This window comes from Myxacorys chilensis, assembly GCF_059505265.1.
In genome coordinates, this window is record NZ_JCACKG010000186.1 from 59,128 (window position 1) to 80,488 (window position 21,361).

Sequence of the window (21,361 nt, forward strand, 5' to 3'; positions counted from 1 at the left end):
GGTAAATGTTACCAAGTTTGTCATCTACCTATAGCAGTAGTAAATATGGTGCTTGATGCGATCGCAGTTGAGCGCCACTGCGCCAAGGCTTATACAGCAATATCCAAGAAGTAGCGCTTGATACCTAATTGTTCCAAGTCGCTCATATCCACTGACTTGCAAAGTCCGTTAGTTCTTCAACATCCAAATAGTCAGCGATAAAGCTTTTGCGTAATAGCTCAGGTGGAATGTATTCATCGTATTTCTGCAATGTTGGAACCTCGTCTGGATCAAGGAATTCCTCTAGATTGAAGCGTCGTTCCGAGAGAGACTGTAGCTCATAGCGCAAGGTGTCAAGCGAACAGTTACCCAAGCGCACGACGAGAAAGTAGGGCGATCGCGCTTTGATACTTTTAATGCCGAGGGATGGTTTGCCGTACGATCGCAAGAACCTTTCCAAAGTACGGAACGCGATCGTACCCATCCACGGAAAAATACAGCAAACCTTTTCGTCTAAAAATTGTATTGGATGATCTAAAATTCCGGCTGACCGAGAAAACGCTCTCGCGTCCTGAAGCCGCTGGCTTGCATTCGGCGTTAAGTAGGAATATAGCGTTGTCTCTTGCAATACTTTTTTTATTCTCTGTAGCACTCTAGTATGAACTTCCCCAGATGTGCCACGCCATGAACTTGATGTGACAGATTTTGTTGACAGTTTAACTTCAATGATTTTCTTTTTGCTATCAACTGCATGAACTTCCCACGTGCGTCCTGCAAGAGAAAAGCGATCGCCTTCCACAGGCGGAATGATAATACTTCCGATTGCTTTTCCGTTATGTTTAACTGAGTATTCCTCTGTGTCAGGAAAGATGGCATAGAACTTAAAATTATTGATGACTTTCTCTCCTGCAAGTCCGACAATTAGCCCCCCTTCTACTGTTCTCTCAATATGATCAATCTCAATTAAATGTCTTAAGAACACTCGAAAATCGTCTTGTGAAATTGAGCGGAACGGTGGCAGGGTTAGAATTTGCTGCGCGATCGCGGCAGGAGACAGTTCTCCTAAAGACGCCAATACGCTCATCGTTTGGTGATACAGCAAACTGAAGGGATACTGCATAGCACGCGGTGGTTCAATCCATTTCTCTTCCAGGTAAAGCTGAACTACAGCAATGCACTGCAACAACTGCCAAGGAATTTGCTCAGGCAACGACTCTTCACCTGTGGGCTTATCTTCCACACAGATAAGCTCCATTTCAGATACGCCGCTCCGTCTGCCAGAGCGTCCCAATCGCTGCAAGAAACTGGCAACAGAGGCAGGCGACTCTAATTGAATCACCCGATCGAGGTGTCCTAAATCAATTCCCATCTCGAAGGTCACGGTTGCGGCTGTAACAGTGGGCATATCAGAATTTCGCATTGCCGCTTCTGCCGCTTCTCTAAGGGGGGCAGAGATACTACCATGATGAACGTGATAGAGATCTGGATGTCCTTTCGCTGTCGCAATCTCTCGCATCACGGCGATCGCGTCTTCTGTTGCCGTTCGTCCATTGGCAAACACTAAACTTTTCTTGCCCTGCGTTTGGTTAAATAGATGCAAATGATAAGGATTAAACGCTTTGTCTCGGGTGTCTCCTTTTGCCCGCACGACTAGTCCCGGATCGTAAAAATGTTCTAGTGAAAGCTGAATCTTTCGCTGAGCAGTTTCTAGCATTGGTGTAGTGACAGATTGAAAAGTGTCACCCTTCAACCACTCTTCAGCTAGAGAATAGTCGCCCAATGTTGCTGACAGTCCAATTCGACGCGGCACGTTTCCGGTTGCCTTAGCAAGACGAGACAGTTGGCATAAAATTTGACAGCCGCGATCGCTGCCAATGAATGCGTGAATTTCATCAATAATTACAAAGCGCAAGTCTCCGAATATACCAGAAAGATGAGCGCTTTTATTGATTAATAAACTCTCCAACGATTCGGGTGTAATTTGCAGAATGCCTTGGGGGTTCTCAAGCAGCTTTTTCTTGCGGCTTTGCGTTACATCTCCATGCCAAGCCCACACAGGAATATCAGCATTTTTCAATAAGTCGGTTAAGCGATCGAACTGGTCATTAATCAGTGCTTTGATAGGACTGATATATAGTGCACCAACCCCGTTAGGAGGCTGCTCATGCAACATAGTCAATACAGGAAGGAATGCTGCTTCAGTTTTTCCAGAGGCCGTTCCTGCTGCAATCAATAGATGATTTGGTGTGTCAAATATAATACGACACGCTTCTGCTTGAATTGGCCTAAGTGAAGACCAACCATTGGTATAAATATATTCTTTAATGAAGGGAGAAAGACGAGAATACGGATACTGCATTATCAGCGTTTTAACTGTAAATGGAAGAAATCACTTAACAGAGGTTGTGATGTCATTGATTACAGGAGAATTGTAAAGAGAGGCGAGATTGAAGACTTCTCTCCTTCAACCTGACAACCATGTGCCGATCGAGAATCTGTCTGGCAGTTGGTTGAGGTAATTAGTGGTAGTTTAGTAGGGTTCACGGTGTTTACACATTTTGAATTTAAAGTTGACGAAACTTTAGAAGTTTGCGGCGTTCGAGTCTTTTAGTTAAGTCACGCCTGTCAGGTTGCTAGAAAGCCTAGATATTGACCTTATATAGTTTGGAGATGAACGTGAGCATGTTGAAGCCTATTGCTGCTGCAAGTGTTGTTGCAATCTTAGCGGGTTCCCTATTCCCTGTTGCTGCGGAAACACTGTCGATCGCGAAAGATACCAAAGGAGCGGTTCAAACAGAGAAGCTCGTCAAGATGACACCTTCTGCGCCAGAAGGATCTACGATCGCGCAGTCTACGCCCGATTCGTCCACGCCTGGATCGCCTGTAAATCCCGGCAGCAGTGGTGGCACAACCTCTTCACCCCTTGACCCAGGTCCGGGCAGCAATGTAGATCAAAGCACTCCTGACACCAACTCGACGCCTTCTACAACTCCGACCTCGCCTTCTACAACTCCGACCTCGCCTTCTCAGCCGGAATCGCCCGCTGATCAAGTGACTCCGAATACGCCTAGCAATGGGACGACACCGACGACGCCGGACTCGACGCCTTCTACAACTCCAACCTCCCCATCTCAAACGGAATCGCCCGCTGATCAGGGAACTCCGAATACGCCTAACAATGGGACGACGCCAACGACGCCAGATTCGACGCCTTCCACGACTCCCACATCACCTCCACCAGCAACACCGGCTCCAGCGCCCTCTGGAGAACAATCCACTACGCCCTCTACTCAGCCCAGTGCAACCACAATGGTGCTAGAGGAGGAAACCATTACCGGCATTAAGCAAGTCACTCTACCAACGCCGCCTGTGACACCTGCTCGATTCACTTTGCCAATGGATATTAAAGTTGTGCAAGAGGCGTCAGTTACTAGCAATACGCCTATTACTGATAAGTTGTCTAAGGACTTGCCAAGCTGGGCATCTGCGGTGCAAGCCTGCTTGCAAGATAGACCTACCTTTGTCCGTGTTGTAGGAGATCAGCAAGTACCCTTTATGGTCAATGGAACTGAAGGGAAGATTAAGTTGAATGCAAACAATCGTCCGGTTTGCACAGCGGGTCTGTAAGAGGACTCACCATGTCGTTTCAAGTCCTTTTGATAGACAGAAGCGATTCTAATTGAATTACAGTCTGTCTTGACTGCTGAGAGGCTTTATCAGCCTCTCAGCAAAAACTGGTTTAGTAGTAAGCCATTGGAAGAATGTGTCTATTGGCAGTAAACCAAGTTTGAGCCAGGTGTATTGATAAAGCCATTGGAAACCCAGCCTGCGATCGGTCGATTGATCTCGATCCAAATCCGACCATCCGCTTCAGTTTTAGAATTGGGAGGATTTCTCGTCACATACACTTTTGAGTTGTACGCTACGCTACCGACATAGGCAGAACTCACGCTAGGCCCACGGCGAGCAATCAGTCCCTGTTGTGCGCGAACGGAGCGACATAAGGCATTAGGAGACGGGGACGGGGACGGAGACGGAGACGGTGATGGAGACGGGGACGGAGACGGTGATGGAGTACCGGGACAGAGCTTCAGATTGACGGTTTGCACAAATCCTGGAGATGGGGCACTGACACCAATAAAGCCAGCTTGAGCCGCATTTTCGGAAAGCGTTACAGATTGATTGGTGGTTAATGCCCTAACCACTGCACTGGTTGCAGTACGATCGCCGAAAATGGCAGTGGGCTGCTTAGCACATCGCCTCTGACCAACCAACGATCCTTGAGCAACTAGAGTATTAGATGTAGTTTGAGTCGTTTGGGAAGATTGGATTTGGGCGAGTGCAGCACCACTAACGGTAGACACTGCCAAAACAACCAAAGCACTGACTGATTGACGCCAAGCCTTCGCTTTCATCATGGTATTAAACTCCTCACGGAATAGAAGGGTAGGATCACGTACCCATGTAAATATCCTGCCTGAGATTATAAGGCAAGTCGATCCGGAATTCGTGATTTGTAAGGGTTCCTACTGCTGATGCTGCGATATAGTTTCAAAAATCCAACGTTCCGCAGAACGACCCATTATTCCAGCCCATGACTTTTGCCGATCACCCAATGTCGTCGAAAGAAACGAGCGAGGGCAGATTCTTCTAAAGCTAGGTAGATAGGACGTCCGTGCGGACAGGTACGAGGATTTCGAGTCTGCTGCCACTGGTTGAGCAGCGTTTGCATGTCTGCGAGGGTCAGAGGAGTACCATTCCGAATCGCACTGCGGCACGCGATCGCAACTTGTGCCGTTTGCAAATCGCCTCCTAAACTGAGTTCTAGTAATGCCTCCGCGCGGTCTTCTCGCTCAGCCAAAAGAGTAGGAATTGAGCGCACTGCCCATAGCTGGTCGCCAAAGCGTTCTACCGTCAGTCCGAGATGCTGTAACTGCTCAACTTGGGCATGAGTGAGTTGATTGAGAACGATCGCAGGTTCGAGAGAAACGACTTGCCAGCGATCGCAGATCTGCTCATACAACACCCGTTCATGGGCAATGTGCTGTTCGACGAGCCACATACCGCTGGCGTGTTCTGCCAAGATATAGCGATTGTGAACTTGCGCGATCGCTCGCAGCGGGGATAGCGTCGGCGCAGCAGGGGCAATCTCTCGATGAACAGTATAGCCTCCTTCAGATTCTGCGGCTTTTAGCAAAGTCCCGACTCGACTGGAGTATAGATCGTCAGGCAATGATTTTGGGTTGAGCCGAAAGGCTTGCTCGATCGCGCTCGTCACTTGTTCTTGCCAATAGTCGAGGTTGTGCAAATAGATTTCCGCCTTGGCAGGATGGCGATTCCAGTCGATATGGGCGGGCGGGAGATGCAGATGCAGAAAGCAAACCGGATAGCGATCGCGCGGTAGAGTGCGGCGAAACCCCGCCAGTAGCGTCTGCTCTAATTCGGGCATGTGTATGAGCCGTCCATTAACCGCCACTTTTACCCAGTCAGGGCGACGACGATGACAGCGATCGGGCAATCCCAATAGTAGATAAAGCGATGCCTCAGATGTTGATGCCTCAGATGTTGATGACTTACTCAACGTCAACTGAACTTCTTGTAATTCCTCTCCGCGCACGCCGCGCACCATTTGTGGCAGGCTTTGTTTGGGCGTGCGGCTTGCCCATAGACTGATCCACTCGCGCTCCCCCTGCTGAACCTGCCAAGTGACGTGAGGATGGCAGAGCGCTAAATGGTAAATCATCGTCTGAACCGCTTTTAGCTGTTGCGCGGCAGACGGCAACCCATCCCGGCGAGCCGCCCAAGTTTCAAACAAGCGATCTACAGTGATAATCGTGCCGGGCGCGATCGCAACGGTTTCGGTTGTGATCGGATTGCCCCCCGCGTCGTAAACCACTCGCCAGCCTTGCTCAGCCCCAGCACGGCTGAGAATTTCCAGGTTAGAAAGCTGAGCTAAGCTATATAGCGCTTCTCCGCGAAAACCGAGACTTTGAATGGTTTGCAAATCAGCGCGATCGCGAATTTTACTTGTCGTGTGAGGCAGTGCCGCTTGCTGCAAATTCTCTAGCGTCATGCCTGTACCATTATCAGAGACGCGCACTCGCCATTGGTCTGCCCAGATCGAAACCGAAATTCGAGTTGCGCCTGCATCCAACGCGTTTTCCACCAATTCGCGTACCACTGCTGAGAGCGAATCGATCACTTCTCCAGCAGCCATCAGATGCACAACGTCGATTGGAAGTGGCTGAATCGTAAACCCCATTCTTTTAGTTTAGAAGATAGGGAGGAATACCTGCGCCACTGCTTCAGAAGCTTCAGTCTCAACATCAGGGGTTAGTGCTCGTCCACCCAAGAATGAGAGATGAAGTAAGCATCGTCATTCTTTCATTTCTCTCTAAACTCATCAATCTAAAGTTGACAGCTCACTACCACTCTAGAGAACTAAATAGCGTGATAAAAGCTGCTAGACCAAATATCACATTAGCCACAATTCTAGGATTAGGGATGGAGGAGTATAGCGTCAATCCCAGTGCAATTCCGATGCAAAGAACCGATATCATCAGTCCTAAAATACGCTTGTACTGAGTCATAGCCATTCTCCTTGCTCGAGCTAAGGAATCTTCAAATTGTTAAATTTAATACCCCTTCTTAAAAGGGGATCGCTATTAATAAATTGAAAGCTCGAAGTACTCTTCCTGCAAGGATTACGCTTGGGATGACAACTTAATTTCCTGTGATAACAACTTAATTTGGAGTGTAGTTAATATTTCAGGAAGCTGGAACTCTAGCTAAAAATTGCCGTTCTTAACCTACTGGTATTAAATTTCAACCATGTTTCTATTACAGGCAATTCAAGAATTTGCGATCGGGTTTCTTCAAGCAGCAAAACAAGCTTGGTGGGTCGAGGTTTCTACCCATGAGCCGTCTTGCGTTTACTATTTTGGTCCATTTGATCATCCAACAGAGGCGGAAGCCGCTTGTCCTGGTTATCTGGAAGATCTTAACGGCGAAGGCGCGATCGGCATTCATTCCATCATCAAACGCTGCCATCCGACAGCGCTCACCCTTGTCGACGGACAGCCCTATTAATTTCCGATCAATTACAGACTAGGAAAAAGAAACGATTACGATCGAGTCCATTCTTTTAGTGCTGTTTCAACTCGCTTAGCATCATCAGATTGACCTTGCTGCTGGTAGAGAGTTTGAGCTTTTTGCAACGCCTCGATTGCTTCCTGAGTGCGATCGCGCATTTTCAAAACCATGCCCAACTGATAGTAGGCTCGTGCACTATTGGGGGATAGACGAATCACTTCGCGGTAGGCAAGCAGCGATCGCATCGTTTCCTTTTGTTCAAAGGCCAAATCTGCTAAAGCAAGTTGAGCCTCTGCTAAATCAGGGCTGGTATTTACCGCTTTCTGGTAAGCTGCCAGCGCTCCCTGCCCATCTCCTGTTGCTTCTAAAGCATTGCCAATTTGCAAATGGAGCTTTCCATTATCGGGAGCGAGCCGTGCCGCACGATTGAATGCGGCGAGTGCCGATTCCCGATTGCCTTGGCTCAACCACGCTAGTCCTAAGCCCATTTGAACACTGCTGCGGCGAGACTCTAAAGTTGCAGCAGCTTGCAGAGCCAGAATTGCCGCTTCGGTATTGCCCTGCTGAAGGTAGAGTAGCCCGATCGCTTCTTGGGCTTCTGCATTTTTAGGCTCGACCTTGATGAGTTGCTTATAAGTCCTGATTGCCTCATCATATTGTTCTTGACGCGCCAGAACAGTGCCCAATCCTAGATAGGCATTGGCATTTTTCGCATCTAGCTTGATGGCTCGACGATAAGAAGTGGCTGCCGCCGAATCATCTCCTGCACTAGCCAAACTGAAGCCTAAAGCGTACTCAAAATCGGCATTATCTGGATCAAGCGCGATCGCTTGACGGTAGGCAGCGGCTGCTTCCTCAAAGTTACCTGTTTGAGCTTGGATATAGCCAATTCCCGAAAAAATTCGAGCATTTTTACCATCCAAAACCGCCGCCTTTTGAAACGCATCAAGCGCTCCTGCCCAGTTCTTTGTGTCAGCTAGCTTTCGACCTTGCTCAACGAGTGCATTGAGTTCTTGATCTGCATCCAACCGCGAAGATGGATCACGCTCTGGAGATTGAGCCTGTCCAATTTGAGATGAGAAAACAATAAAGCCAGCAAAGAGAACATTGACAGTGACTCGAATCGGTTTTTTTAGAATGGCGCTCTGTGCTAATCGCTCTATCATGCAAACTGCCCAAGACAAGGTTTTATTACGATTCATTAATTACCGATTACCATACCTTTGCTACAAACTTCAAGCTGTTCGCTATTTTTATTAGTCATAGTTTAATAAACAAGAAGAAATGTTAGTATCCTTTAACCTTATTGCAAGGAGAAGAGCATGATTTTAACGACAACTGATGTAGTTCAAAACGCAGATATTGAAGCGTATCTAGGCATTGTCACGGCTGAAGTTGTGTACGGTAGCAATGCTCTAAGAGATTTTTTTGCGGGCATTCGAGACATTATTGGTGGGCGGACTGCTGCCTATGAGCGTGTGTTTGAGCGTGGACAGCGTGATGCCATGGCGGAGTTAGAAAAGCGCGCTCAACAGTTGGGAGCACATGCAGTAATTGGCATTGAAATCGATACTGGCACAATCAATATGGATCAATCAGGAGTGTTGTTATTGATTACAGCAGTCGGAACAGCAGTTAGACTTCGCTAAACACCAATGCACGCTTCTGTACTGAATATCAATTTGACAAAACCTCTTGCTGCATTTCTGACCTCAAGCGCTCCTAAACGGCATCGGCAATAGGCAAGGATTGTCATTTAATTCGCACCTTTTCAGCAAAACTAGAAACTTTTGTCCTAGTTCAGAGATTTACGTGTCATTCATACACACAGGTTCTACAAATCATATCTAACCAATGGTAGACCAGGTATTTCACTAAGATTCTCACTACTGATAGAGATATGTGATTAAAACAAAGCCTAAAGTGATGCTCAAGTCTAAATTTTCTGTAAAAGACTATCACTTTTGGGAGCTAATTTACATGGCTTATACTAACCGACCAATTACCGAAACGGCAGCAATGATCCAACCGGTGGCAGACTATCACGATCGCGTTCGTTGGGGTCCGATTATCGCAGGACTTTTCGTTGCCCTAGTTTCTCAGTTAATTCTTAGTGCATTAGGTGCTGCGATCGGGGCAACGTCGATCGCTAACTCTGGCGCACCCAGAACTGATGCTCCTGATGTGGCGAGTGCTGTTGGCTGGTGGTCAATCCTCAGCTTACTGATTTCACTATTTATCGGCAACTGGGTAATGGCTCGCGCCTGCGGCCCAATGAACCGTAGTACAGCTCTCTTAAATGCTGCAATTTTGTGGGCAACCACCTTAGCTCTCAGTGCTTACTTGTTGGCAAGTGGTGTTTCTGGCGCGTTTGGCGTTCTAGCATCTAATGCTGGCGAAGTGGCAAATCAGGTAGTTCCTCCAGGTGGTGTTAATCCTAACGCAATTCCAACCACTCCTCCTAATGTGACGGCAAACCAAGCTCGCGACATTGCAGGCAATACTTCTAAAGCAGCTTGGTCTTTTGTATTGGGTTCATTGCTAGGATTACTTTCTTCCTTGATCGGTGCAGTTGTGGGCGCTCGTAGCCCTCGTGCCGCTCACAACAATGATCGCCCTGTTTACACTGAACCGAACCGTTAGTTTCTAGCTAGAAATCAATAAGTTGCTGAAATCCCCTTGCTAGGTCTAGCAAGGGGATTTTTAATAGAGAAGGAATTGACACAAAAAACAGAAAAGGGATGTACCTCTTCTTGGTACATCCCTTTTCTGTTGTAACGGGCTAGGAGGGATTCGAACCCCCGACACCGTGGTCCGTAGCCACGTGCTCTAGTCCACTGAGCTACAAGCCCTTGCGCTTCACTAGAAATCTATACTATCACATCAAGTGTGGTGACACAAATGTTTGAACCTTCATTTTTTTGAGACCTCATTCTTATGGAAAATCATCAATCTCTGTCTCATCTCGATCCTCAAGGACAAGCGCAAATGGTGGACGTTTCGACAAAGGAGCTAACGGTTAGAGCTGCGATCGCTCAAGGGCGAGTCAGAATGTTGCCCCAGACGATAGCCGCGATCGCAGCAGGCGATGCGCCAAAAGGGGATGTTTTGGGAACGGCAAGACTTGCAGGCATTATGGCAGCCAAACAAACAGCAACTCTGATTCCGCTGTGTCATCCGTTGCCGATTCAAAAAGTCGAGGTTCTCATTACGCCTGATTCAGAGTTACCAGGTTACACGATTCGGGCTGAGGTAAGAACGAGAGCAGAAACGGGAGTTGAAATGGAAGCACTAACAGCAGTATCGGTGGCCGCACTGACGCTATACGATATGGCAAAGGCGCTAGAGAAATCAATTCAGATCGAGCAAATTTGCTTGATTAGTAAAACAGGCGGCAAATCTGGCGATTACAGAGCACCAGATTTGCCGCCATTAGAAGAGGCTAAACCGCTCTAAATCACGCCGCTTGTTGAATCCTCATGACTTGCTCGGGAACGCCCGAACGTCTGGCGGATTGGTAGCTCTTGAGATTAAGACCGACCAAAGTAACAGATTTGCCTAAGCGATCGTACTTGGCCACAACTTTCGCGATCGCGTCGGCAGCGGACTGATCCCAAATATGCGAGCGCGCAAAGTCGATCACGATCTGCTCAGGATCGCTACTAACCCGAAACAGGTCTACAAAATTAGCCGCCGATCCAAAAAATAGCTGTCCTGACACTTCGTAGAGCTTGACGCCATCTGGATCAATCGCGCTTGTAGCGTTGATTTGAGCGAGTTGCCAACCAAACAGCAACAGACTGAAGAGCATCCCCGCTAACACGCCTTGGGCTAGGTCATGCGTACAGAGAGCAACTGAAACTGTAACTGGCATGACTAGAATTTCAGGAAACGGCGACGTTTTCAGGGTCTTGAGCGATTTCCAACTAAAGGTTTCGCCCGCTACCATGATCATGACACCGATTAGGGTTGCCATCGGAATTTGTTGCACAACATCTTGCAGCACAAAGATGGAAAACAATAGAAAGACTCCAGAAACGGCAGTTGAAAGCCGTTTTCTACCCCCCGAGCGCACATTGATCAAGGTCTGTCCGACCATGCCGCATCCTGCCATGCCGCCAATGCAGCCCGTGACGAAATTCGCAATGCCTTGACCTCGCGCTTCTTTGTTTTTAGAGCTTTGGGTATCGGTGAAGTCATCCACCAGAGCCGCTGTCAGTAGAGATTCGAGCAAGCCAACGATCGCTAGGGTAATTGCGTAAGGCAGAATGATGCTCAGCGTTTCTAGAGAGACACTGACTTGAGGAAGATGAAACATCGGCAAATTGCGCGTGATCTCTCCGATATCTCCCACCCGGCGAATGGGTAACTGGAGAGACATTGCCGCGATCGTCATCACCACAATAGCCACTAACGGTGACGGAATGGCTGTTGTAATCCGAGGAAACAGATAAACGATGGCGAGCGTAACCGCGACCATAGCATAAGCCTGCCAAGGCTCTCCAGGAAGCTGTTGAATTTGAGCTAGAAAAATCAGAATTCCGAGGGCATTGACAAAGCCTGCGATCGCAGCTTGAGGAATAAAATTGAACAGCTTACCGAGCTTAAACGCTCCAATTAGAAACTGAAGCATTCCCGTTAACATTGTGGCGGCGAACAGGTACTCAACGCCATGCTTCTCAACGAGGCTAACCATTAAGAGCGCCATCGATCCGGTTGCGGCAGAAATCATGGCAGGACGCCCCCCTGCGATCGCACTCACGATCGCCATACAGAAAGAGGTATAGAGCGCCACCATCGGAGGAACCTTGGCGATCGCGGCAAATGCCAACGATTCGGGAATCAGTGCCAATGCAACCGTGATTCCTGAAAGCACTTCTGTTCTGATTGTAAGCAGATGGCGATGGTGCAGACTCCAACCGAACGCTGAAGAAGTGTGCCCTTTGTTTAGCAGCATGAGCAATGTTTTGTAGAAGACGTTGATTAACCGTGCCTGGACAGGTTTGGTCATGTAATCGTAGCTGATTTTGGTTAAGCAGCAGACAATGACCCAAAGCCAGTCATACCTTAAACTTGCCCTATTAAAGCTGAAGAATTTTACCGAGGTAGTGACGTCATCTAAGGCTTAACGGTCTCTTCACCCAATTTTCTACAGAACGAAGTTTTAGTAAATTTACGGAGTGCTGTGTAATTCCCTTATCCTTCTACCCATGCCACAACTGCGAACACCAAAAACAGAATTCCTCCTAAAAGCGTGACCGTCCGTTCAGAAATATGTTTTGCAATTAAACGCCCTCCCATAACGGCAATCAGGGCGCAGATCGTGTGACCTGCGATCGCGCCAAGCGTTACCCCCATCGGATCGTTGGATGTGGCTAGTGTAATGGTGGCAAACTGAGTGCGATCGCCCCATTCTCCTGCAAAGATCAAAACAAACGCTTCTAAACAAATGGCAAACGGTGTTTTCTGAGTCAGTTTCGCCTCCGCTTCGGCGACGGCTTCTAGAGCTTCGCGTTCTGCATCAGAGGCGCAGTTTGCTAATGTCTCATCGGAAGCCAAGGATTTGCTATGGCACTCGGCGCGCATTTTACTAGCATCGTAGAGTAGTTTGAAGCCAAAGAACAGAAACAGCCCAACTTCGGCATAGTGCAACCACTGTTGAGGCAAAAGTGCAGCCGTTTTGCCAAGCAGAACCGAAAGGATGGTCATTGCAGCTAAAGCTGCGATTGTGCCGATTAAAACGTACCGCCGTGAATGATACATGGCTAGGCACATTGCAATAAAAAAGGTTTTATCGCCTAATTCACTGACGGTAATGAGTAATAATCCGGCTGTAAAGGCTGTTAACACGCGCTCAGGCTCCTCAAGATCAGGGTATCGTACCTGAGTGAGCTTGAGGAGAACAAAACACTCCACCAAGCTCACATCAGAAGTGAACTCAGTGAAGGTCTCGCTTACAAATTAGAAGTGCTTTAATCTGTCACCTAAACCAGGCTCATCGCCAGTATGTTGATTTAGGTGGGCTGGGTGATCCAGCAGCTACTCCCCTTCAAATATTCCAAAATTATACACAGACAAACCGCGATTTGGATAGAGTTGTGTGACACGAGCATTGCGCTGCTTTGCTCAAAATCATTGTTTACCTAGTCAGATTCACGTCTCAACGGCTCAGCTTTGCTTAAATGGCAGCGATATTTATAGAGAAGGTCGCGACTTTTTGGTTAAACCTCTGGAGCGAATCGATCAACGGAACGAGGTTGATAACGACGGTCACGACTTTTTTCTCAAACTTCTGGAGGTTCTCTATCAATGGAATTAGGTTGATAGATAAGGTTGCGACCTTTCGATCAAACCTTTGGAGGTCTTCTATAAATGGAGGCCGTTCTGCCCGAACCTTGCGGCCTTCGCTCTAATTCTCCCTAAAGTGTGTGATGCGCATGAAGCAATCTTGATTAATTCTTCGTCCTACTTCTCGTACTGTTCGTATGCTTCTACAATGCGTTGCACAAGTGGATGACGCACAACATCAGACTTGTTGAAATTGCAGAACGCAATTCCTTCTGTCGATCGCAGAATTCGTTCTGCCACCGCTAACCCGGAATTTTGGTGCGAGGGTAGATCGGTTTGGGTTAGGTCGCCCGTCACCACCATTTTGGATTTAGCCCCAATGCGCGTGAGCAGCATTTTCATTTGCGCAGGCGTTGTATTTTGTGCTTCATCTACAATCACAAAGGCATTATTTAAGGTGCGCCCTCTCATATAGGCGATCGGAGCCACTTCAATCACTCCCCGCTCCATCAATCCAGCAATCTTTTCTGGATCAACAAACTCATACAACGCATCATAGAGCGGACGCAGATAAGGATTGACTTTCTGCTGCAAGTCTCCAGGCAAAAACCCAAGCTTCTCACCCGCTTCGACTGCCGGACGAGTCAGAATCAATCGCTCATACTGATTATCTAGCAGGGCTTGCACTGCCATCACAGCGGCAAGATACGTTTTTCCGGTTCCAGCAGGGCCAATGCAGAACGTCAAATCGTGTTTGCGAATGGACTGAATATAGTTTTTTTGACGAAAAGTTTTTGCCCGAATGACTTCACCACGCCGAGTCCGTGCCAGCACATCGCTTTGCAGATCATGGAGTGCTTCTTCCTGATGCGTATCTAACGCATGACGCGCGGTTAGAATATCAGCGCTGTCGATCGCTTTGCCCTGAGTCCAATACTGCTGAAGCGAATAGACTAACTGCTGCGATCGCTCCACCTGATTTGCCGTTCCTGAAATCATCAGTTCGCGTCCACGCAGCACTAGCTTCGCGCCCGTTTGCTGTCCGATCGATTTGAGGTTTGATTCTTGAACTCCGGCAAGCGCGATCGCGCTCTCATCACTAGGCAATTGAAGAGTAACCGTTTCGCTCATGAAGAGAAGGTAAGAGGGTGAATTCTAATAACCAGTTGTTGATAGTGTTGCACTTAGTAAGTGAAATTTTAACGAATAAAGGCATCTGAATAGGATGTTTCAGATGCCTCCAGAAGCTCAGTTGTGCAAGATCTTGCGTATCATCACGATTCACGACGCGGGCCCGATCGCGGCTTGGGTAAGCTTTTAGAAGGACGGGGACGCGGCTCTCGCTCTGAGCTTTCTTCGGCTTGATGCCCTCCGTAGATTTCAAGGGTTGCCGACTGCCCAGCCGCCTTCGCCACGCTAGTCAATACATCTCGAACTGCCTGTACGTTCCGCCCGCCTCGACCAAACATCCGCCCTTTATCCGCCCCTTCAAATGCCATCCGCACCCAGATGCGGGAGCCATCAGCACAGTTTTCACAGTCCACCCGCAAGGCTTCAGGCGTATCGAGAAAAGGCTGCATCAAAAAACGCAGTAATCCTGCGTAGTCGGGCTGCGGTTGCAGAGAGTGAGTCATAGGTCGGCTTCAAGATCTAAGCGTTTACTGGCTCGGCCTTTACTGGCTCAAGCACGTTGGCTTTTCTAAGGATGCTCCGGACTGTTTCTGTGGGCTGTGCGCCTTTCTTGAGCCAATCCTCGATCGCGGGCACATCAAGCCGCACTTCATCACTTCTAGGATTGTAGAATCCCACTTCGGCTAGGGGACGACCATCGCGGCGAGTTGTGCTTTGCATCGCGACGATGCGGTAGCTGACTTCGCGTTTTTTGCCGAATCGCTTTAATCGCAGTTTGACCATGCTGGGGAAGTGAACTCCTTACGGGTTACAAGGGTTTGACAAAAGATTCCAAGTTAATCATCATATCACAGCCCAAATTCTCTGAAGCTTTGATACAGAATTTGACTCGATGAAAGAGGGCAAACCAAAGCTAAACGTCTCGGTTTACCCTCAATCACAGGCTAAATGTGCCTATGCAACCAAAGCAGGTCTCATCGCTGAAGGACGCCGATCGATCACCTGATCAATCAGGCCATACTCTTTGGCTTCCTCAGCAGACATGAAGAAGTCCCGCTCTGTATCTTCTTGGATGCGCTCTAACGGTTGACCCGTGTGATCGGCAAGCAAGGAATTCAGATACTGCTTGTGATAGAGAATTTCTTTTGCCTGAATTTCGATGTCTGTAGCTTGACCTTGTGCGCCGCCAAGCGGTTGGTGAATCATGATGCGGGAGTGAGGCAGGCTCATGCGCTTGCCCTTAGTTCCAGCACTTAGAAGGAACGCGCCCATGCTGGCAGCAAAACCGACACAGATCGTCGAGACCGCTGGACGAATCTGCTTGATGGTGTCGTAGATGCCCATGCCTGCCGTGACCGAACCGCCCGGAGAGTTGACATAGAGATAAATGTCTTTGTCAGAATCTTCTGACTCAAGAAACAGCAGTTGCGCGACAATCAGATTTGCAACATCTGAATCGATCGCTTGTCCCAAAAAGATGATTCGCTCTCTCAGAAGCCGAGAAAAGATGTCAAAGGCGCGATCGCCGCGACCTGAACTTTCAATAACGGTAGGAATCATGAAGCCACGCCAGTAGTTTTTTCTATTTTAGCGAGTTGTGAGAGATGCAGGGGTGGAGGAATACCAAGATGAGAGGTTTGGGAATCAGGGGAAGACAGGCTATCTTGAGAGGAAATTGACTTGTTGAGAGTATTTGAGGTAGCTGTGAAAAAGATTGGATTTGTCTTATTGGTGCTGCTAGGTGGCACACTGTCAAGTTTGTATTATGTCTGGCATCAAGCAACGAAGCTTCCAGACTGGTATCAGGGGAATGCCGAGCCATCACCGAATGATGTTCAACAACGTACAGCGCAGGTTGAGCAAAAGATCCAAGCGCAAATTCAGCAGAATCCTAGAGCAAATGGTTTGAGTTCAAATAATGTGAACGGCAGTAATCTTAGAGCATCTAATAATGCCGTCAATAACACGCCTGATAGCTCATCGAACGCCGTGTCTAAAGCATCCAACCAAGCGGTTGATAAGCGCTCTAGCAAGGATGTAGAAGTGCAGCTTGATCAGCAAGAACTGAATGATGTACTCGTTGCAAAAATTGCTGAGAAGAGCCAAACGAAAGCGCTGCCAAAATCGGTTAAAAGCATTCACACTACAGTTGAACAGGACACTTTAAAGACAGGTGCAGTAGTGGATATCAAGGCCCTAAAAGACAGCAATTTGGGCGCTCAGGAGAAGACATTTTTGAACGAAGCGGCTCAGAAATTTCCGGGCTTGAACGATCGCAAAGTCTACATTGGCATCGAGGGCAAACCCTACGTTCAAGACGGGAGAATGCAGTTTGACGATCAGACGAGAGTTCGAGTTGGAAACTTGAGCCTCTCCGTTGCAGAGCTTGCTCAGCGGTTGGGCGTGTCTCCTGAGCAGGTAAAAGAACGGCTCAAACTAGAACTGCAATTGAATCAACTTAACGTCGAAGGCATCGAGTTGCAGAATGGTTCTGCCATTCTTCGCGGTTCGCCGACGTCTCCTTAATCAGGAGCTTTTACGGTCAGGATAAGACCATAGCCATAGAAGGATGAGAAAAGAGGGACAAACGCGAAAAATTGTGGTGTGTCCCTCTTCCCAGTGATCCCATGCCGAATCGTCTTGCCCAAGCTCAAAGCCTTTACTTACGAAAGCATGCCAACAATCCGATCGACTGGTGGACGTGGTGCGATGAAGCACTAGAAACCGCTCGGCGAGAGGACAAAATTATTTTTCTGTCGGTCGGGTATTCAAGCTGTCACTGGTGCACGGTGATGGAAGGCGAAGCGTTTTCGGATCGCGCGATCGCAGATTATCTCAACGCTAACTTTCTACCAATCAAGGTCGATCGCGAAGAACGCCCGGATCTCGATAGCATTTACATGCAGGCTCTGCAAATGATCACAGAGCAGGGCGGCTGGCCGCTTAACATCTTTCTTTCACCCGACGACTTGGTGCCGTTCTATGGAGGAACCTATTTTCCGATTAATCCCAAATACGGACACCCCGGATTTTTGCAAGTGCTTGAGGCGATTCGTCGCTATTACGATCAAGACAAAGGAAAGTTAGACGGCATCAAAGCCGAAATTTTGACCAATTTGCAAAATTCTGCCCTGCTTTCCGCCTCTAAGCTCAGTGAGAATTTACTAAGACACGGATTGGAGTACAGTGCTGGAATTCTTTCATCCAAATCGCCGGGTCCTAGGTTTCCCATGATCCCTTATGCAGAAGCCGCCCTGCGAGCGACGCGCTTCAACTGGGATACTCAATACAACCCGCACGACGTGAGTATTGAACGCGGTATGAATTTGGCGCTTGGCGGCATTTTTGACCATGTGGCTGGTGGGTTTCATCGCTACACCGTTGATCCCACTTGGACAGTGCCGCATTTTGAGAAGATGCTTTACGACAATGGACAGGTTGTGGAGTATCTCGCGAATCTGTGGGCGATGGGTGTTCAGGAACCTGGATTTGAACGAGCGATCGCGCTTACTGTAGACTGGCTGAAACGAGAAATGACTTCACCGGAAGGCTATTTCTATGCGGCTCAAGACGCGGATAATTTCGCTACAAGCGATGCCGCAGAACCTGAAGAAGGAGACTTCTACGTTTGGAGCTTTACAGAATTACAGCACCTGCTCACCTCCGAAGAACTGGTTGAACTTCAAGCCCAATTCACCATTACTCAACCAGGTAACTTTGAGGGCAAAACCGTTCTACAGCGACAGCATCCCGGAAGACTATCCGACGCGGTAGAAACAGCGCTCGGTAAGTTATTTGCAGCAAGATACGGAACCTGCGTCACAGAAGCGTTTCCGCCTGCTCGCAATGCCGATGAAGCACGATCGATTGCTTGGTCTGGTCGAATTCCGCCAGTGACGGACACTAAAATGATCGTCGCTTGGAATAGTCTGATGATTTCAGGACTGGCGCGATCGTATGCGGTCTTTCGAGAAATAGAGTATCTAGAACTTGCCGCCCAAGCTGCTGAGTTTATTTTGCAAAATCAGTGGATTAACAACCGATTTCATCGCGTTAACTATGACGGCACTGTAGAAGTTCTCGCCCAATCTGAAGATTACGCCCTATTTATCAAAGCCTTACTCGATTTGCATCAAGTCTCGCGCAGCATTCGAGCGCAAGCTCCTGAAAATGAGACCGATTGGTTGGCGGCCGCCCTGCGCGTGCAAGACGAATTCGACGAATATTTGTGGAGTGTTGAAATGGGAGGCTATTACAACACGGCGAAGGATGCGAGTCAGGATCTGTTGATTCGAGAACGAAGTTATGTGGACAACGCCACTCCGTCTGCCAATGGCATTGCGATCGCGAATCTTGTCCGGCTCTCTCTTCTCACCGAAAACTTAGATTACTTCGACAAAGCCGAACAGACCTTGCAAGCGTTCGCCAGTGTAATGGAACAGGCTCCATCTGCTTGTCCCAGTTTGTTTACCGCATTGGATTGGTTTCAGAATCAAACGCTGATTCGGACAACCCGGGATCAAATCGCGATTCTTGAAACGCAGTATCTTCCGACAGCAGCATTTGCGGTGATGGATGAAATGCCGGACGGCGTAGTTGCGTTAGTCTGCCAAGGACTTAGCTGCAAGGAACCCGCTCGAACTCAAGAACAGTTGCAAAGACAACTCCAGCAAAGTTTAGTTAGAAGCTCTTAAGGAAAAGAATCGACAGTTGTGAGTACCATCGTCTGAATTCAGGCGGTGATATTCCTCAACCGTCCATCACTTCAGCGAAAGCTGCGTTATTACCTCAACTTTAGATTGAGCTTGCAGCACGATCGCACTTTACTCAGAAAGCTTCTGATTTTTCCAGAGCACAAACAAAATAGAAGCTCAACACCTTAAATCGGCTGTATTCTCCTTTGCTCTAAACGCCGCAATCACAAATGCCGTTCCGATAATATTGCCACACGTAAGTGCTTCATTGGGTTGGAGACGGGCTTACCTCAGCGCTTGGACTTGCTGCTGGAGCAAGGCTTTCCGTCGGGCTGGCTCCAGGAGTTGGAGTAACACCCGGAATTGGCTGACCTGTGGGTTGACCTGTAGGTTGACTGGGCGGAATCTTATCCAAAGTAATCAGCGCATCGATTACCGATTTGACGATCGGAGCCGCTACTGTTGAGCCAAAGGCATCTTCACCTTTCGGCTCATCAATCACGGCTGCCACCACGTAACGCGGATTCTCCACCGGGAAGATAGATACAAAGCTCGTGATTTTAGCGTTTTCCTGATAGCCACCGCCAGCACTCGCCTTTTGTGCCGTTCCCGTCTTTCCAGCGACGCGATAGCCCGGAACGCGAGCCGCTTTGCCGCTGCCATTTTGCACCACCGATTCCATCATCTGAAGCACAGTTTGCGCTGTTTGCGGCGAGAAAATTTGCTTCGGTGGATTTTGATTTTGGATTGGTTGCCAATAGGGTTGTCCGGCATCGTCATACAAGCCTTGCACCACATGCGGGGTGATCAGTTTACCGCCGCTTGCCAAGATGCCATGCAGTTGTACAAGCTGAATCGGCGTCAGCGAAAAGCCTTGTCCGAAGGCACTCGTTGCCGGATCGATAGACGATTCGGTAAAGGTTTTGCGATCTTTAAGCTGTCCGGCAATTTCAAAGGGAAGATCGGTTCCCGTGGTTTGTCCAAGTCCAATTTTTTGCAGCCAGTTGTAATATTCGTTGGGCTGCATCTGTTGAATGATGTGTACCATACCCACGTTGCTAGAGCGCTCTAGAATTTGGGTTACGGTCGTCATTCCACGTGCTCCTGCTGTGGAATAGTCAAAATTTTGGATGGGCCACTGGTCCACGTAGATCGAGCCTTCATCGTTGAACACCTGATCCGGCTTAATCGATTTGGTTTCGAGCGCGATCGCAACATTAAGCGGCTTAAAGGTCGAACCCGGCTCATACAGGTCAGTCATCGCCCAGTTCTTAAATCGCTCGACGTTCGCTTTGTAATACTCGTTCGGGTCGTAGGACGGCTCAGAGACCAGGGTTCGCAGCGATCCATCCGTAGCATCCATCACCAAAACGACGCCGCGTTTTGCCCCATATTTCTTTACCTGCTGCTGCAGCACGGTTTGCGCCGTCCGTTGCACCCGACTGTCGATCGTCAACTGCAAATGCAGGTTATCAATGTGCAAGAAGCCGCCCGGAATTCGATCGGGCATCATCGAACCGAGTCCTGTCCGGCTTAACCGCACGGATTTAATCGATCGCTCTAATAAATTCTTGTGGCTATATTCAACACCTGCCTGACCTTGCTGATCGACATCGACGTAGCCAACTACATCAGCCGTGAGATTTTGCTGAGGATACAAGCGCTGCTGCTGTTGCGGCAGATCGATCCCGTCAATCTGTAAATCTTGCAGCCGATCCGCCGCATTCTCAGACAGCGCCACTTCTAACCGAATGCCGCTATCTGCGGTATCTAGCTTGCGTAAAATTTCTCCGGGAGACTTACCCAAAATCGGAGCCAACTTCTCCGCCACAACGGTTTTAGGCTCTTTGAAGGCAATGGGATGGGCGTAGAGTGTATAGACCGGATGATTGATCGCCAGCACATTGCCCACGCGATCAAGAATGGGACGACGAGGAATAAAAGGGCGCAGAAAAATTGTTTGCTGCGATCGCGCCTGCTTTAACAAATCTGGAGCCTGAACCACCTGAAGCCGCACTAAATTGAGCAAGAGCAATACCATTGCCCCCAGCAACACCGCCCACACGATAAATAATCGACGCAGGCTGGGTTTAGCGTGCGCAGTACGTAGACGCTCCATGAGCCTCGCTGCTCTGGATGTACCATGGCATGAGTCTAAAAGCTCTAATGCGACGCGA

Annotated in this window: 20 protein-coding genes and 1 tRNA gene; 8 read left to right on the forward strand and 13 right to left on the reverse strand. The window is 48.6% G+C overall.

Annotated features, from left to right (window positions below; translation table 11 throughout):
* Positions 1-142 precede the first annotated feature (142 nt).
* Positions 143-2,338 (reverse strand): DEAD/DEAH box helicase, encoded by a 2,196-nt coding sequence (locus AC5JLB_RS16300; RefSeq protein ID WP_495874881.1) that lies wholly within the window; start codon positions 2,336-2,338, stop codon positions 143-145.
* Positions 2,339-2,661: 323 nt separating this feature from the next.
* Between AC5JLB_RS16300 and AC5JLB_RS16305 the strand changes: the two genes are divergently transcribed.
* Positions 2,662-3,606, forward strand: a complete 945-nt coding sequence (locus AC5JLB_RS16305; protein WP_495874882.1) for a hypothetical protein — start codon at positions 2,662-2,664, stop codon at positions 3,604-3,606.
* Positions 3,607-3,746: 140 nt separating this feature from the next.
* On the opposite strand, the gene AC5JLB_RS16310 is transcribed toward AC5JLB_RS16305, so the two are convergent.
* The 3 genes from AC5JLB_RS16310 to AC5JLB_RS16320 all read right to left on the reverse strand — a co-directional run bounded on the left by AC5JLB_RS16310 (position 3,747) and on the right by AC5JLB_RS16320 (position 6,569).
* The gene (locus AC5JLB_RS16310) at positions 3,747-4,397 is read right to left on the reverse strand and encodes an SH3 domain-containing protein (RefSeq protein ID WP_495874883.1); all 651 of its coding nucleotides are present in this window, start codon (positions 4,395-4,397) and stop codon (positions 3,747-3,749) included.
* 164 nt (positions 4,398-4,561) lie between these two features.
* Positions 4,562-6,241, reverse strand: a complete 1,680-nt coding sequence (gene mutL, locus AC5JLB_RS16315; RefSeq protein ID WP_495874884.1) for a DNA mismatch repair endonuclease MutL — start codon at positions 6,239-6,241, stop codon at positions 4,562-4,564.
* Positions 6,242-6,404: 163 nt separating this feature from the next.
* The gene (locus AC5JLB_RS16320) at positions 6,405-6,569 is read right to left on the reverse strand and encodes a hypothetical protein (RefSeq protein ID WP_495874885.1); all 165 of its coding nucleotides are present in this window, start codon (positions 6,567-6,569) and stop codon (positions 6,405-6,407) included.
* A 241-nt stretch (positions 6,570-6,810) separates the two neighbouring features.
* Between AC5JLB_RS16320 and AC5JLB_RS16325 the strand changes: the two genes are divergently transcribed.
* Positions 6,811-7,068, forward strand: coding sequence for a DUF1816 domain-containing protein (locus AC5JLB_RS16325; protein ID WP_495874886.1), 258 nt, complete (start codon positions 6,811-6,813; stop codon positions 7,066-7,068).
* A gap of 35 nt (positions 7,069-7,103) precedes the next feature.
* On the opposite strand, the gene AC5JLB_RS16330 is transcribed toward AC5JLB_RS16325, so the two are convergent.
* Positions 7,104-8,273, reverse strand: coding sequence for a tetratricopeptide repeat protein (locus AC5JLB_RS16330; protein WP_495874887.1), 1,170 nt, complete (start codon positions 8,271-8,273; stop codon positions 7,104-7,106).
* Positions 8,274-8,393: 120 nt separating this feature from the next.
* Between AC5JLB_RS16330 and AC5JLB_RS16335 the strand changes: the two genes are divergently transcribed.
* Together AC5JLB_RS16335 and AC5JLB_RS16340 are read left to right on the forward strand one after the other, a co-directional pair.
* Positions 8,394-8,720: a YbjQ family protein gene (locus tag AC5JLB_RS16335; RefSeq protein ID WP_495696821.1), complete on the forward strand. Its 327-nt coding sequence runs from the start codon at positions 8,394-8,396 to the stop codon at positions 8,718-8,720.
* Positions 8,721-9,051: 331 nt separating this feature from the next.
* Positions 9,052-9,714 (forward strand): hypothetical protein, encoded by a 663-nt coding sequence (locus tag AC5JLB_RS16340; protein WP_495874888.1) that lies wholly within the window; start codon positions 9,052-9,054, stop codon positions 9,712-9,714.
* A 135-nt stretch (positions 9,715-9,849) separates the two neighbouring features.
* Here the strand turns inward: AC5JLB_RS16340 and AC5JLB_RS16345 are convergent.
* Positions 9,850-9,923: transfer RNA gene (locus AC5JLB_RS16345), tRNA-Arg, on the reverse strand.
* 85 nt (positions 9,924-10,008) lie between these two features.
* Here AC5JLB_RS16345 and moaC point away from each other — a divergent pair.
* Complete coding sequence (gene moaC / locus AC5JLB_RS16350) at positions 10,009-10,527, forward strand: cyclic pyranopterin monophosphate synthase MoaC (RefSeq protein ID WP_495874889.1); 519 nt, start codon at positions 10,009-10,011, stop codon at positions 10,525-10,527.
* A 1-nt stretch (position 10,528) separates the two neighbouring features.
* On the opposite strand, the gene AC5JLB_RS16355 is transcribed toward moaC, so the two are convergent.
* Both AC5JLB_RS16355 and AC5JLB_RS16360 read right to left on the reverse strand, forming a co-directional pair.
* Positions 10,529-12,082 (reverse strand): SulP family inorganic anion transporter, encoded by a 1,554-nt coding sequence (locus AC5JLB_RS16355; protein WP_495874890.1) that lies wholly within the window; start codon positions 12,080-12,082, stop codon positions 10,529-10,531.
* Positions 12,083-12,267: 185 nt separating this feature from the next.
* On the reverse strand, positions 12,268-12,921 hold the full coding sequence (locus tag AC5JLB_RS16360) for a TMEM165/GDT1 family protein (RefSeq protein ID WP_495874891.1): 654 nt from the start codon (positions 12,919-12,921) through the stop codon (positions 12,268-12,270).
* A 250-nt stretch (positions 12,922-13,171) separates the two neighbouring features.
* On the opposite strand from AC5JLB_RS16360, the gene AC5JLB_RS16365 reads away from it, so the two are divergent.
* Positions 13,172-13,390, forward strand: coding sequence for a hypothetical protein (locus AC5JLB_RS16365; protein ID WP_495874892.1), 219 nt, complete (start codon positions 13,172-13,174; stop codon positions 13,388-13,390).
* 146 nt (positions 13,391-13,536) lie between these two features.
* On the opposite strand, the gene AC5JLB_RS16370 is transcribed toward AC5JLB_RS16365, so the two are convergent.
* The 4 genes from AC5JLB_RS16370 to clpP form a co-directional block, all read right to left on the reverse strand.
* Positions 13,537-14,490 (reverse strand): PhoH family protein, encoded by a 954-nt coding sequence (locus tag AC5JLB_RS16370; RefSeq protein ID WP_495696815.1) that lies wholly within the window; start codon positions 14,488-14,490, stop codon positions 13,537-13,539.
* 143 nt (positions 14,491-14,633) lie between these two features.
* Positions 14,634-14,993 (reverse strand): KH domain-containing protein, encoded by a 360-nt coding sequence (locus tag AC5JLB_RS16375; RefSeq protein WP_495874893.1) that lies wholly within the window; start codon positions 14,991-14,993, stop codon positions 14,634-14,636.
* 16 nt (positions 14,994-15,009) lie between these two features.
* Positions 15,010-15,273, reverse strand: a complete 264-nt coding sequence (gene rpsP, locus AC5JLB_RS16380) for a 30S ribosomal protein S16 (protein ID WP_495874894.1) — start codon at positions 15,271-15,273, stop codon at positions 15,010-15,012.
* A 171-nt stretch (positions 15,274-15,444) separates the two neighbouring features.
* Complete coding sequence (gene clpP / locus AC5JLB_RS16385) at positions 15,445-16,050, reverse strand: ATP-dependent Clp endopeptidase proteolytic subunit ClpP (RefSeq protein WP_495874895.1); 606 nt, start codon at positions 16,048-16,050, stop codon at positions 15,445-15,447.
* A 144-nt stretch (positions 16,051-16,194) separates the two neighbouring features.
* Between clpP and AC5JLB_RS16390 the strand changes: the two genes are divergently transcribed.
* Both AC5JLB_RS16390 and AC5JLB_RS16395 read left to right on the forward strand, forming a co-directional pair.
* The gene (locus AC5JLB_RS16390) at positions 16,195-17,016 is read left to right on the forward strand and encodes an Lrp/AsnC family transcriptional regulator (RefSeq protein WP_495874896.1); all 822 of its coding nucleotides are present in this window, start codon (positions 16,195-16,197) and stop codon (positions 17,014-17,016) included.
* Between the two features lie 101 nt (positions 17,017-17,117).
* On the forward strand, positions 17,118-19,184 hold the full coding sequence (locus AC5JLB_RS16395) for a thioredoxin domain-containing protein (protein WP_495874897.1): 2,067 nt from the start codon (positions 17,118-17,120) through the stop codon (positions 19,182-19,184).
* A 265-nt stretch (positions 19,185-19,449) separates the two neighbouring features.
* On the opposite strand, the gene AC5JLB_RS16400 is transcribed toward AC5JLB_RS16395, so the two are convergent.
* Positions 19,450-21,303 (reverse strand): penicillin-binding transpeptidase domain-containing protein, encoded by a 1,854-nt coding sequence (locus AC5JLB_RS16400; RefSeq protein ID WP_495874898.1) that lies wholly within the window; start codon positions 21,301-21,303, stop codon positions 19,450-19,452.
* Positions 21,304-21,361: the final 58 nt, after the last annotated feature.

Bases quoted from the DNA above. Each gene is read 5' to 3' on its own strand.
- AC5JLB_RS16300 (WP_495874881.1), bottom strand. From the start codon at position 2,338: ATGCAGTATCCGTATTCTCGTCTTTCTCCCTTCATTAAAGAATATATT.
- AC5JLB_RS16305 (WP_495874882.1), top strand. From the start codon at position 2,662: ATGTTGAAGCCTATTGCTGCTGCAAGTGTTGTTGCAATCTTAGCGGGT.
- AC5JLB_RS16310 (WP_495874883.1), bottom strand. From the start codon at position 4,397: ATGATGAAAGCGAAGGCTTGGCGTCAATCAGTCAGTGCTTTGGTTGTT.
- mutL (WP_495874884.1), bottom strand. From the start codon at position 6,241: ATGGGGTTTACGATTCAGCCACTTCCAATCGACGTTGTGCATCTGATG.
- AC5JLB_RS16320 (WP_495874885.1), bottom strand. From the start codon at position 6,569: ATGACTCAGTACAAGCGTATTTTAGGACTGATGATATCGGTTCTTTGC.
- AC5JLB_RS16325 (WP_495874886.1), top strand. From the start codon at position 6,811: ATGTTTCTATTACAGGCAATTCAAGAATTTGCGATCGGGTTTCTTCAA.
- AC5JLB_RS16330 (WP_495874887.1), bottom strand. From the start codon at position 8,273: ATGAATCGTAATAAAACCTTGTCTTGGGCAGTTTGCATGATAGAGCGA.
- AC5JLB_RS16335 (WP_495696821.1), top strand. From the start codon at position 8,394: ATGATTTTAACGACAACTGATGTAGTTCAAAACGCAGATATTGAAGCG.
- AC5JLB_RS16340 (WP_495874888.1), top strand. From the start codon at position 9,052: ATGGCTTATACTAACCGACCAATTACCGAAACGGCAGCAATGATCCAA.
- moaC (WP_495874889.1), top strand. From the start codon at position 10,009: ATGGAAAATCATCAATCTCTGTCTCATCTCGATCCTCAAGGACAAGCG.
- AC5JLB_RS16355 (WP_495874890.1), bottom strand. From the start codon at position 12,082: ATGACCAAACCTGTCCAGGCACGGTTAATCAACGTCTTCTACAAAACA.
- AC5JLB_RS16370 (WP_495696815.1), bottom strand. From the start codon at position 14,490: ATGAGCGAAACGGTTACTCTTCAATTGCCTAGTGATGAGAGCGCGATC.
- AC5JLB_RS16375 (WP_495874893.1), bottom strand. From the start codon at position 14,993: ATGACTCACTCTCTGCAACCGCAGCCCGACTACGCAGGATTACTGCGT.
- rpsP (WP_495874894.1), bottom strand. From the start codon at position 15,273: ATGGTCAAACTGCGATTAAAGCGATTCGGCAAAAAACGCGAAGTCAGC.
- clpP (WP_495874895.1), bottom strand. From the start codon at position 16,050: ATGATTCCTACCGTTATTGAAAGTTCAGGTCGCGGCGATCGCGCCTTT.
- AC5JLB_RS16395 (WP_495874897.1), top strand. From the start codon at position 17,118: ATGCCGAATCGTCTTGCCCAAGCTCAAAGCCTTTACTTACGAAAGCAT.
- AC5JLB_RS16400 (WP_495874898.1), bottom strand. From the start codon at position 21,303: ATGGAGCGTCTACGTACTGCGCACGCTAAACCCAGCCTGCGTCGATTA.